Consider the following 13640-nt stretch of genomic DNA (forward strand, 5'->3'; position numbering starts at 1 on the left):
ATACAATGAATTGAGGCCGCATTTAAGTTTAGGAATGAAAACACCAAACCAAGTGCATAAAAAAGACCAGGAGCAAAAGCTACTGGCCTTCATTTAAAACCGTCAACGTATTTTAGGACGGGACATAACGCATTCTAGTGACTTTTAGTTTCAACATTTAGACATTCAGTTAAAGCAAATAATACGGCTGATATTACAAACTTAAAATATCCTCATAGTAGAAATAAACAATGACGCTTATCCATTTCATTTTTGAACCTAAGAAATCAATTTTCCCTAAAACGATCTCAAGGTTATTAATATAAAGCGCAGAATCAAGTTTTCTTAGCTACTAAATATATTACTCCAGCTAATAATGCTGTACTTACTAAAGTTAAAAAACTGACAAGTAAATTACTCATCCTCACGATAAAAAAATTTCGTTATCTTTTATTTCAATTTCGATTAAAAATCAGTATACCAACAGAGTTGTTCTGGATTGGGCACTACTGATTTATATCTAACTTTAAACTGGGTAAATCAGTCATCACACCATTTTTTTAGGAATAAACGAATGAAAAAAGCATTGCTAGCATTAATCGTAGCACCACTATTTGCAGTATCTGCGACTTACGCGGTTGCAGACGATGCGCCAACAGCTTCAGCCGAAATGATAAAAGAATACACAGAAATGTGTGTTAACTGGGCTAAAGATGATGACGTAAGCAATGAAGAGCTAAATGCCTACGTATTAAAATGCGTAAATGATGAGCTTGAATCTGAAGGCTATAAAAAAGTATCTTCTGTTAAGATTTAATTATACCAATTACATTTAATTAGTGATCAATTATAGCGCTAAGAATATAGCTCAATAGCTAAGCGAAAAAGCATGACATATATTTGTTCTCGGCAGCTGCTCCCTGCAATGCCTACTTTCTGCATCTACGCAGTCATATATGAATAGCTTTTAACGCAGTAACTGAGTTGTTTAATACGCTAAAATGACCAGGTTTTTAATCAAATTGGTAACACGCTTAGGTGAATGTACTGCTAATAAAGCCGTTGCGAAAGCATTCAACTAGGCACAAAAAAACCGGAATAGACACAAGCTGTGCATTCCGGTTTTTTTATGATTTTTTAAATCTACAAAAACTATGAATAAGCAATAACGTGCTTATTCATCTTCTTTTTTAGCTTTCGCTTTAGGCTTAGCTTTAGCTGGTGCCTTTTTTGCAACTGCTTTCTTTTTAGGCGCTGCTTTTTTCTTCGCTTCTTCTGTCCATTTACCTGCTTCATAATGAGCAGTCCAGCCAGTAGCTTTACCGTCAACTTCAGTCATAACATACTGAGATTTATTTTTACGGCTATAGCGTACAACAGCAAGATTACCATCAGGATCTTTAGCTGGTGCATCTGCTAAATAATAAAACTTAGGCGAAATGCGGTCTCTAAAGCGTTTTAGTTCTTCGACCTTAGGTGCACGTGTTTCACGTGACTTAGGAAAAGTATTTGCGGCTAAAAATATACCCGCAGCGCCATCACGTAAAACAAAATACGCATCTGACTTTTCACACTCTAATTCAGTAATGTGAACAGGATCTTCTTTTGGTGGAGCAGCCTCGCCATTTTTAAGTAACTTACGTGTGTTCTTACACTCTTCGTTGTTACAGCCAAAGTACTTACCAAAGCGACCCGATTTAAGCTCCATGTCTGAACCGCATTTATCACATTCGATAATTGGTCCGTCGTAGCCTTTAATTTTAAAGGTACCTTCTTCAACTATATGCCCTTTACATGCTGGGTTATTACCACACACATGTAGTTTACGGGTTTCGTCAATTAGGTATGAGTCCATTGCAGTTTCACAAATAGGACAACGCTTCATCTGCATTAATTTTTCGGTTTCTACGTCTTCGACATCAGCAGCAACCGCTTCATCGCCCGACACTAAGTTCATTGTTGTTGTACAACGCTCTTTTGGCGGAAGGCTGTAACCAGTACACCCTAAGAAAACACCGGTTGAAGCCGTACGTATGCCCATTTTGCGGCTACATGTAGGACATTCTATATCGGTTTCAACCATCTCATTAAGACGCATGCCGCCATTCTCTGGCTCGTCTTTAGCGACATTTAATTGCGTTGAAAAATCAGCATAAAACTTATCTAAAACTTGAGTCCATACACGCTCGCCTTCAGCAATGTCATCTAAACGACCTTCCATTTTGGCTGTAAAATCAAAGTTCATTAAATCAGTGAAGTTTTCAACTAAGCGGTCAGTGACAATTTCACCCATTTTTTCAGCAAAGAAACGGCGATTTTCTACACGTACATAACCACGATCTTGAATTGTTGATATAATCGACGCATAAGTAGATGGACGACCAATACCACGCTTTTCAAGCTCTTTTACTAAACTAGCTTCACTAAAGCGAGCTGGCGGCTTAGTAAAATGCTGCTTAGGATCAAGTTCTATTAAAGTAAGTATTTCACCTTCTTTAACAGCTGGCAGTGATTGATCTTCTTCGTTCTTTTTACGCACCGCAGGTTGTACTTTTGTCCAACCATCAAAGCGAAGCACGCGGCCTTTTGCTTTGAGCTGGAAATCGTTAGCTGCAACAGTCAGTGTTGTTAAGTCGTATTCAGCAGGTACCATTTGACACGCTACAAACTGACGCCAAATTAGCTCATACAGCTTTTTAGCATCGGCATCTACGCCTTCGATATGACCAGACAACACTGTAACGCTTGAAGGACGAATTGCCTCATGCGCTTCTTGTGCATTGCCTTTAGAGCTATAGTTAATTGGATCTTTTGGTAAATATTTAGCACCAAACTCGTTCGTTACATACTCACGACACATTTCAACCGCATCTTTTGAAAGATTGGTTGAATCGGTACGCATATAAGTAATATAACCGCCTTCATACAAACGCTGAGCGAGCATCATAGTTTTCTTAACGCCATAACCTAGGCGTGTACTTGCCGCTTGTTGCATGGTTGAAGTAATTAATGGCGCACTTGGGCGACTTTTACTTGGCTTTTCTTCAACGCTAATTACTTTATATTCTGCATTCTCAAGGCTTTTAACAGCTGCGCTAGCCTGAGCTTCATTTACAGGCTTAAATGCCTTTCCTGCTTGTTTGGTTACTTCTAAACGTAACTCAGACTCAGTATTCTTAACATCAGCGTGAATATCCCAAAACTCTTCAGGGATAAATGCCTTAATTTCACGTTCACGCTCAACTAATAAGCGTACCGCCACAGACTGAACTCGTCCTGCAGATAGACCACGTGCCACTTTAGCCCACAACAACGGTGACACCATAAAGCCTACAACACGGTCTAAAAAGCGTCGTGTTTGCTGAGCGTAAACCATGTCTGTATTAAGCTCACCTGGCGTTTCGAAGGCTTGTTGTATTGCGTTTTTGGTAATCTCGTTAAAAACTACGCGCTTATACTTTTCAGGTTCACCGCCAATGATTTCTTGAAGGTGCCAAGCAATTGCTTCCCCTTCTCTATCCAAATCCGTTGCGAGGTATATTTGATCTGCATTTTCAGCCAGCTTTTGTAATTCTTGAACAACTTTCTCTTTACCTGGCAGGATTTCATAATGCGGCTCCCAACCTTGCTCAGGATCAATACCCATACGCGCGACCAGGTTAGTATAATCTCGTTGCTTTTTATACGCTGCTTTCTCTTCAGGTTCCATTTTGCGAACTTCTGCTGGCGTTTTAGTTGCCGGCACTTTAGCTTTGCTCGAACCTGAAGTAGGTAAATCACGTACATGCCCAATACTGGACTTTACGATGAAGTCATTACCTAAATATTTATTAATTGTTTTAGCCTTAGCAGGTGACTCTACAATTACTAGCGATTTGCCCATAGTTGCCTATTTCTAACCAAATATTAAAAATGTGTTTTGCCGACATAAGCGGCGCGAATATTTATAGGTATATCTACAAACACTAGTTGTTACAAGCTTTTAATACAAACTTTTCAGTATTTACTGAATAAACGAACAATTTTTGTCGTTAAATTAAACAAACAGGTGTTTTTAGATTAATTGATGTGGAATATATAGAACAGAAACAAAAATGCCAACCTAAAGGTTGGCATTTTTAAATAAAGCCTTATTTACTATCGTAAATTTCGATTCCTTTGGAGACTGTTTTAGTCCCACCAGCCTGAGTAGTAAACTCAAATGTTATTGAAAGTACCCCATCAAATTTATCATTACCATCCGCTTCACGAGAAATACGAACATCTGAATACATTGGTTTATCCGTATTCGTACTTGGAATGATAGCGTTATTTTCGATAATAGATAAGTCGCCATTTGTAGTTGATATTGACACTGTTGTACCTGCAGGTAACGGATTGCCAAACTCATCTGTATAGTGAATACGAATAGTAATACCAGCTAAACCAACTTCTAATTGTTCAGGATCAGTTTCATCAGGGTCAGTTTCATCATACGCAGGATTATCAGCAAAAACATTTGATAAGTCAACTGCTGATATATCACAACGTTCAGATACATCGGATGGCTCAAGTACTGCTACAACTGAAACAGAGCAATCTGCAGGAACATAAACAGGGTACGGCGCATCAAGAATATCCGTTGTTTTCAGCACAGAAAAACGAACATATGGATTATCTCCAGACATAACCAATTCAATTTGTTTACGCACTTCAATTAACTCACGAGAACACTCACCTGCATTTTCAGCGGCTTCGCTACATAATAAACCATTATATTTACCATCAGCAAAGTCATAAATACCGTCATTATCTAGGTCTCGCCATGTTTCATTATGACCACCTCGTGAAATTAACTCAGAACATTCATCCGTAGACGGGTCATAATTTGAAGCATCTGCATCACTACAGTTTGCTTTATCAAAGGCAGCATTTTCATTGTGATCTATAAATGCTTCAGGTAAATCGTAACTAGTATAATATTCACCAATATCAAACAAGCCATTGGTACGTTTAACATCATCAGTGGTTTGCTCATCTACAAAGTTTTCTTGCCCTTTAGTGACAGCGAGAATACTTACACGCCCTCCCATAACAACACCATCAGCACTATTTTTAGCGCGTGTGATACCATTTATACAAGGAGCTGCAATACCAAAATATGGGTCACAATTTATAATACCTGTTTTTGGATTAATACCTTCAGTAGTTGTTACGTCCCCATCAATATCGCCAATTCGGTTACCCCATTTGTAATCATAAAATGGACGGTCTCCCTGAGAGCGCCAGGTTACAACACAGGTAGCATCGTCAGTTTTACACGTAACTTCATTGCTAGATGAGCCAATGACACCCGCTTCAGCTAAAATAGTTGCTTCTACACCGTCACCGTTATAATTATTAAATTGGTCACCAAAATATACCGTAATATCATTTAAAACACCGTTATAATTAAGTGAGTTAGTATTAAACGTATTTGGGCTTGCATCAAAACTGTTTTGGTCTGTTACGCCCGAAGCCAGTGTTAATTGAGCCGATACAGAACTTATCTGCTCGCTCAATGGTACTAAAGTAAGTGTTCCGTCTGGACAAATTTCATTGTTAGGTTCTGATGCACACAGTTCTACATCATCAACCCAACATGTTAAGTCATCACCTTCAGGTAAGTTATTAACATCTTCTTTAGAAATAAAACACGCTTTTACAACTAATGGACCGGGCACTATGCCAGATTCAACCGTTGTTTGAACAAAGCCTTCATTATTTGTATCACTTGTTCTAAGTGACAGTTTAGCTGCGCCCACTGAATCTGTTAACTTAAAATCTATACGTTGTTGCGTGGATGCAAGGCCATCTGCATCTATTAGCTTAAATCTAACGATCGATTGAGTCGGGGCGCCGCCTTCACCTGGTGGTAATGCAATAAATGTCTCACTCACATCAACAAACTGTATTGATTGTACCGCTGATGTTTCCACAGGAATAATCGAAGTAGCAGTAAAGTTTTTACCACCTGTCTCAACCGTGATATTAATGTCATCGTCAATACTACAACCTGTAGCTCGGTATGTTGATGTTGCGATACCACTTGATGATTTTACTGATGCATCAATTACTGAGTCGCCACTAATTACACAAGTTGAGCTGAATTCAACATCTGTTGGAGTTAAGTATAAATTACCGTCTTCATCTAAAAGTGTTACTTCAATAACGGTACTACCACCTGCTTTTAAAGGAATAACATTTCCTGAAGTATCTTTATTAAGCCCGTTATCAACCTCTAGGGTTAAATCAGCAATACCTACAGCAAAATTAGTTGAATTAGTTTCACCTACAGACGTTACAGTCACAGTACCTGCGCCACCAGTATTTCCAGGCTGTAATTTTAGTAAAGCAATACCAAAGTTATCGGTAAGAGCTGTCCCAGATGAAGGAAGAACAGAACCTAAATTTGTTGAAATATTAACAAGCGAATTTTTACTACCTTCACCACTTTGCTCATCAGTGACTTCAACAAATAATTCACCTAGTTCTGATGAAGAGATAGTATTAGCTACCGTACAACCCGATGATGCTTGTGTAGGGTCAAGTTTTACACTTGAACGATTATCGTCCCAGCCTGCATTACAACCGGTTAAAAGCTTTACTGATATAGAGAATTGTGCCAAATCAACTGGTGCAGAATCACCTGATGAATAAAATACAGCCGTATTACTCACTTCTGTTGAGTTCGTAGGATTATAAGTTGCAACCACTTGACCTGCGCCTTTGAAACTACCACTAGAGAGGGTTACTTTTGCCTCACCCGCTGAGTTTGTAATTGCAGTTCCTAAGTCTGGCGTTATTTTACCTGTGAAGTTTGTAGTAAAAGTAACAAGCTGCTCGCTAAGTGCAACTCCATCATTTTTTAAAATTGCTGTTACCGTGCCTAAATTGTCAGTTGTAACCGGGTTTGTATCTGAATACTTAGCACCATTTTCATCTACAATATTTACTGTTAGAGTTGTTGACCCACTAACACCAGTATCATCACCCTGCCCACCGCTTGACTGAAAAGCAAAAGTACTTGTATAAGATTCACCATCGACCGTATAAGTAGCGGTTACTTCTCCAGCACCGGCTTGAGCACCTGCTGTAAGCTCAACAGTTGCAATGCCATCGTTCTGGGTTAATGCACTCGATGGAGACAGTTCACCAATATCGTCTTCTAATGTAAACGTGATGCGCTTACCAGCAACAATTTCGCCATCTTGAGTAAGAATTGCGCGTAAATCTAAAGAGGAGGTAGCTGTGACAGAATTTGACTCTGTTGCGTCTGTTTGAGAATACCCCTTTAATGAAACCGAGTATGTAGCAGCCTCTGTAGTGGAATCACCATCACTAATAGAGCCGTCTTTTTCAAGTGACCCACCGCCACCACAGGCTGTGAGTAAAAAACTTAGCAATGAAATGCCGAGCAGTCGCATTAAAGGCATGAACCTCTCCCTAGCGTTGTTATTATAATCAAAATTAATTTTCACTTAATATTAACCTATAACTTAGTCTAAAATCTCAGTTTTTTATTACTTTTTTGCGCAAAATAATTTTAAATAAATACCAATTTTTTCTGTAGTAAATATTTCCTTGCTGGTAGTCTATGGCAAATTTATAAAATGTAGATCAGGGAATATGTCAAAAATCCGTTCAATGAGTTTAACCACTCGCATCATGATTGGTATGGCGCTTGGGGTTGCAGTAGGTTTTATATTTCAGGCTATATTAGCTGGTGAAGACGATTATCTAATACCACTTGGGTTATTCTCTTTGCCAATTAAAGCCTTTTTTGTTGATGGTATTTTCCATGTTGGTGGCCAAATATTTATTGCCAGCTTAAAAATGTTAGTTGTGCCTCTTGTTTTTGTATCGCTCGTTTGTGGTACCTGTAGCTTAAGCGACCCTAAAAAACTAGGCCGCCTAGGTGGTAAATCTATTGGTTTATATTTATTAACTACAGCTATTGCTATAACAGTGGCGATTACACTTGCCTTATTATTTAGCCCTGGTGAAGGTATAAGCTTGCCATCTAATGCAACTTATGATGCTAAAGAAGCGCCTACCCTTGCTCGTGTAATTATAGATATGTTTCCTACTAACCCATTTGAAGCAATGGCCAAAGGTAATATGCTTCAGGTTATAGTGTTTGCACTATTATTTGGTGTAGCAATGGCATTAAGTGGTAAAACAGGCAAACGCGTAGCAAGTGTTTTTGAAGATTTAAACACAGTAATCTTAAAACTAGTTACGCTGTTAATGAACATTGCACCTTATGGCGTTTTCTTTTTAATGGCAAAACTATTTACAACAATTGAGCTTAACTTAATTGTTAGCCTAGCCAAATACTTTGGCGTTGTAGTGCTTGCACTGTTATTACATGCTTTTGTAAACTACACATTGCTTTTAAAAATATTAACGGGCTTAAACCCGCTTATTTTCTTAGCAAAAATGAAGCACACATGCTTATTTGCATTTAGTACTTCAAGCTCAAGCGCAACTATGCCTATTACACTTGAAACTGCTACTAAAAAACTAGGCGCTAATAACTCGGTTGCCTCATTTACTATCCCACTGGGTGCTACCATTAACATGGATGGCACTGCCATCATGCAAGGTGTGGCTACCGTATTCATTGCACAAGTGTTTAGTGTAGATTTGACAATTTCTGATTACCTAATGGTTATATTAACAGCAACACTTGCCTCTGTAGGTACAGCAGGCGTACCAGGTGTTGGCTTAATTATGTTGGCGATGGTACTTAACCAAGTTGGCTTACCTGTAGAAGGGATTGCAATTATTATCGGTGTAGATAGATTACTTGATATGACACGTACAGCAGTTAATGTAACCGGTGATTGTATGGTTACCTGTGTTGTTGCCAAGTCTGAAGGTGAACTTGATGAGAGCATCTTTAACGACCCTAATGCAGCTAAAGACTTAGAAGATTATCATAAGTCTATTGACTCATAAGCTACATTTATACAGCTATAAAAAAACCTTGATGCAATACATCAAGGTTTTTTTTCGAGTAGAAAGAATTAAACTGAATCGTAAAAAAATTCTAATCTAAGGATTTAGGGATTTAAATTTAGAGAGTAAGTTTATTCCCACTTTATTTACACCACTACTCAGGCCAAGAGCTAGCTTATCGCTTAATCCCTTTTTAATTTTGTATTTAATCTTATAAATTTGGCGCTCATGTTGCTGCTCCAGTAATGCATCATCACTTGTCTTTATAACATCTACCAAACCTTTATCAATCGCTTGAGTTGCAAACCAATGCTCGCCTGTCGCAACTAAGTTTATATCTAAGCTTGGGCGTTGAGTGCTTACAAACGTTTTAAATAAATCATGTGTTTGTTCAATTTCTTCACGAAATTTTTCACGGGCCTTATCTGTGTTTTCACCAAATAAAGTAAGCGTACGTTTAAACTCACCTGCAGTTATTTGCTCAAATTCCACATCATTTTTCTTTAATATTTTATTAAAGTTTGGTATTTGAGCTATCACACCAATAGATCCAACTATGGCAAAAGGGGCTGCCAGTATCTCATCGGCTACACACGCCATCATGTAACCACCGCTCGCTGCTACTTTATCAATTGCAACACTCAAAGGAATACCGGCATTTTTAATACGCTGTAGCTGAGATGCAGCAAGTCCGTAGCCATGCACTACTCCGCCGCCACTTTCTAAACGAATAAGTACTTTGTCTTTACTTGGGTTAGCAATAGAGATAATGGCTGTTATTTCTTCTCGTAAGCTTTCTACTTCGTGAGCGTCCATACTACCTACAAAGTCAATTACATATAAACGAGGTTTAGGCTCATCTTTATCTGCTTTTTTACTTTGCGATTTAAGCTGTTTTTGGTGTGCTTTAAGCTCTTTTTTACCCAGCGTATTTTGTAGAAAACTTTCTTTAAGATCGACTAATTGCTCTGATATGTCGTCAATTTGTATTTCACCTTTTTTGGCTTTAGGCTTAACTGCAGTGCCAACTATTAGCATTAGAATAACTGCTATAGCGATAACAAAAGTAGTTGTTTTAGCAAAAAACAAACCGTATTCGTATAAAAATTCCAACTGGTTTCTCCATTTATAAATTTCAGCTAATTTAGCATGCTTTAAAGCAAAAAAAAGCCACTTTTCAGTGGCTTTTAAAGGTTAATTATTTTATTGGCTATTAATCAGTCACAACCTCAGGGTTGGAAACTAATAACATTCGACCGCGAGCAGCTAAGTAAGTAGCTACTTGCAACTGCATTTCAGCATTAGCGGCAGCACTGCCTTCAACAGTTGCAGCCTTTGCAGCATCTTGAGCAGGCGTTAAAATAGAACCATGATGCCCTTTAGTAAATTTAACTAAGTAGCTAGTTGGTGTTTCACTCAATGCTTGCGAAGTACTTACTGTTTCAAGACCCATTAAGTTAGCTAATGGAATTGTGCCAGAAATAGGATTATTAGCTGCCATTGGTGGTATCACTTGGTCAGGCTTGTTATCAACACCATCGCCCACAACAACATTAGTATAAACAGGAGTGCCTAATGCTTTCACAGTGGCTGCGTAATTAGTTGGATCGCCACTATCAAGTGCTGTTTGCGCCGCAAATGCAAATTGAGTAAACACTCCTTGAATATTAGTTAGCTTACTTGTTTCACCAGCTGTAGTTAACGAAGCTACATACTCGTTATAACCACAGGTTAAATATGCTTCCATATCTGGCAATACTGCACCACAGTTAGACACTGCATCAACTTGTAAATACGCGTTAAACTCATCAGCTTCTGTTGTACCTGCTTGTGAAAGTACTGAACCTTGAATAAATGGACCAAATGCAGCTGATTCTAGTAAGAAGCTAGCTATACCGCCGCCGCCACTTGCAAGTGCTACTGTGTTTACATTAAATAATGGGTCGACAGTTGGCGCTAATGGGTTATTAGCTTGTGCAATAAATGCAGGGGCTACAATAGAGCCTAATGAATGACCAATGTAAGTTACATCTTGCGCATTAATCGTTGCATCATTAATAAAGTTTAGACCTAAACGTAAACCTAATAAATCAGCCGCTGATTGACGTAAGCTATCACGCGCAACAAGTAATGAACTTAAATTCATGTAACTAAGCACAGAACCCGTTGTTGCATTAAAGTCGTCTGTTCCATCACCATCAACATCTATTCCACGCTCACCATGTCTTGGATGGTCAATAGCAACTGTTGCAAAGCCTTGAATAGAAAGCTGCGCCGTTAAAGCAAGCATACTTTCTTTTTGTGTTGTAATACCGTGTTGCATAATAACAACTGGCCATCCGCTATCAGGCATTGCAATAGGATCTAATTGTAACTGCGCACGTACACCATTAATTATTGGTAAAATAGGCTTAGTAACTTGCACTGGCACATTTGCCATGCTTTGTACTTTTGGAATGGAGTTATATTTTGTTAAATGACGTGTGCTATCTAGTCCTAAGTCACGTAATTGCCCGTCACTTAATGCAGAACATAAACCATCATTTTCACTAATAGGATCTGTCGGAAATGCATCACCAGCAACGGCCTTGTAACCGATTATTGCCACCGCGTTATCACACATACCTTGCCAATATGTATCACTTAAATCACTAATATCAGTACCCGTTGGTGTACCTAGATACATCGGTAGCATAATGCTACCTTTTTGATATTGCACACCAGAGAAAGCAGCAGACACTTCTACACCCTGAGAAGCAAATACCTGTTGCACATTTACCATAGGTTGTTCAGGAACTTGAAGCGCAGGCGTTGGCATCGCAGGCTGTTGCAAACTTGCAGCTAGCAATTTTTTAATTGTCCCAAGTACTGGCCCCGCAGACTGAATAGTCATTGCGCTAGAAAAAATAATATCTTCTTTTGTTATATTTCCTGAACTTACAACTACATTTTCGTAACTGTTAACAGCGCCCTGCAAACCAAGTTGGGCTTCTGTAATTAATGGCGCTTCTTGCTTAACCAGACCATAAGTAGAAGAAGGCTCGATAGAGCGTCCTAATGAATCTTTAAGGCCAGTAGTTAGTACATTGATGTATGAGCTACCTGCCGTAAATGGTTTTAAAGGAATAATTGCAACGGCATCACCAGAAGCTTGAGTAACAAAATCAACACCAAAAGTAAGCTCACCGACCAATTTACAAGCTGTACCGGCAGCAACAACTGAACATTCTGCGTCAGTTAAACTTGCACCCATTACTACTTCAAAAATGCGAACTGTACCTGGTGTCCCAGCAGACGTTTCATCTAAGCTAACATTTGGTGGGAATGTTAAATCGATTTTATAAGGAACCTGCGAAGACCAACCGTCAAGTGCGCCTAGAGCAAGCTGAGGGTCAGCATAAGCTGCTCGAGAAATAGACACATTGTTGTCATCTAATTCTCCAGGAATATTAAGTGTACCGTCTTGGGTTCCACTCATTAATAAATCATTAGGTACCGATAAGATACCTGCAGCAGGGTCAAAAGTAACCGTTGCTGTTGGAATAACGGTTGCTGTGTTGTTCTTAACATCTTCTAACGTTTCTCCGCCGCCACAACCTGCCAAGGCAGCTGTAACAGAGAGTGAAAGTAGCATTTTTTTCATATTGTTGGCTCCGCACATATTTTATTTTTATAGTGTGTTTAATCAGTGTATTAAGTTAAAACAATGTAATCAGGTTATTAATGAGACATTAGACCAGTTAAACTTAACGTAAAGTTTCTATTTTCGCCACCTAATTTTACAATAAATTCGATTACTTCACGTTTCGCTATGTTAAAATCAAAAAAAATAGATGAATGGGTACTTTTATGCACACATATCAAGCGGCTGAAAACGCACTTAAAGATAAAATTATTTTAATAACAGGCGCCGGTGATGGTATTGGCCGAGTAGCAGCAATTACGTATGCAAAATACGGCGCTACAGTTATCTTATTAGGAAAAACAACTAATAAACTTGAATGTGTTTACGATGAAATTGTTAATGCAGGTTACCCTAAACCTGCAATTGTGCCCATGGACTTAAAAGGCGCAACTAAACAAAACTACCGTGACCTTGCTGCAACAATTGAATATCAATTTGGCCGCCTTGATGGCTTGCTTAATAATGCAGGTATTTTAGGGTCACTTGGTCCACTTGAACATTTTTGCTCATCTACGTTCGAAAACATAATGAAAGTAAACGTGACCGCGCAAGCGATGATCACTAAAGCGCTTTTTCCTGTTCTTCGTAAGTCTGATAATGCATCGATAGTATTTACGTCATCAGGTGTAGGCCGCAAAGGCCGTGAGTTTTGGGGGCCATACGCCATCTCAAAATTTGCTGTAGAAGGCATGATGCAAACATGGGCATGTGAAGTAGGCAAAACGAATATTCGTATAAACTGTATTAATCCAGGCGCTACTCGCACTTCTATGCGCGCTGCTGCATACCCAGGAGAAGATAGAGACGCGCTTGCTACACCAGAAGATTTAATGCCAACCTACTTATACTTGATGAGCGATGATTCTAGTAAAGTGAATGGCGAATCGTTAGATGCTCAAGTAAAAAAGTAATTTAGAGTCTAAAAAATTTATACAACACACATTAAAAAAGCCGCTATTAGCGGCTTTTTTGTGTGCAATAAATAACTAATTTA

At 38.8% G+C, this 13640-nt stretch carries 7 protein-coding genes; 3 read left to right on the forward strand and 4 right to left on the reverse strand.

The genetic code is table 11. The annotated features are described in order from the left end of the window. Window positions 1-553 precede the first annotated feature (553 nt). On the forward strand, window positions 554-796 hold the full coding sequence (locus tag H5087_RS12260; RefSeq protein ID WP_002959734.1) for a hypothetical protein: 243 nt from the start codon (window positions 554-556) through the stop codon (window positions 794-796). Between the two features lie 357 nt (window positions 797-1153). Here H5087_RS12260 and topA read toward each other — a convergent pair whose 3' ends face one another. Both topA and H5087_RS12270 read right to left on the reverse strand, forming a co-directional pair. Beyond that, on the reverse strand, window positions 1154-3862 hold the full coding sequence (topA, locus tag H5087_RS12265) for a type I DNA topoisomerase (protein WP_182672225.1): 2709 nt from the start codon (window positions 3860-3862) through the stop codon (window positions 1154-1156). A 247-nt stretch (window positions 3863-4109) separates the two neighbouring features. Further along, on the reverse strand, window positions 4110-7433 hold the full coding sequence (locus tag H5087_RS12270) for a hypothetical protein (RefSeq protein ID WP_182672226.1): 3324 nt from the start codon (window positions 7431-7433) through the stop codon (window positions 4110-4112). A 193-nt stretch (window positions 7434-7626) separates the two neighbouring features. Between H5087_RS12270 and H5087_RS12275 the strand changes: the two genes are divergently transcribed. After that, window positions 7627-8961 carry a dicarboxylate/amino acid:cation symporter gene (locus H5087_RS12275; protein ID WP_024606768.1) on the forward strand — a complete coding sequence of 445 codons (1335 nt, stop codon included), beginning with the start codon at window positions 7627-7629 and terminating at the stop codon, window positions 8959-8961. A gap of 96 nt (window positions 8962-9057) precedes the next feature. Here the strand turns inward: H5087_RS12275 and sohB are convergent, their stop codons facing one another. Both sohB and H5087_RS12285 read right to left on the reverse strand, forming a co-directional pair. Further along, window positions 9058-10074, reverse strand: coding sequence for a protease SohB (gene sohB / locus H5087_RS12280; protein WP_182672227.1), 1017 nt, complete (start codon window positions 10072-10074; stop codon window positions 9058-9060). A gap of 100 nt (window positions 10075-10174) precedes the next feature. Beyond that, a complete protein-coding gene (locus tag H5087_RS12285) occupies window positions 10175-12604 on the reverse strand; it encodes a VolA/Pla-1 family phospholipase (RefSeq protein WP_182672228.1) in 2430 nt (809 codons plus the stop codon). Between the two features lie 206 nt (window positions 12605-12810). Here H5087_RS12285 and H5087_RS12290 point away from each other — a divergent pair, with 206 nt between their 5' ends. Further along, window positions 12811-13557 carry a YciK family oxidoreductase gene (locus H5087_RS12290; protein ID WP_002959717.1) on the forward strand — a complete coding sequence of 249 codons (747 nt, stop codon included), beginning with the start codon at window positions 12811-12813 and terminating at the stop codon, window positions 13555-13557. The last annotated feature ends 83 nt before the right edge of the window (window positions 13558-13640 follow it).

Source organism: Pseudoalteromonas sp. SR43-7 (assembly GCF_014163785.1).
Classification (GTDB): Bacteria; Pseudomonadota; Gammaproteobacteria; order Enterobacterales; family Alteromonadaceae; genus Pseudoalteromonas; species Pseudoalteromonas distincta.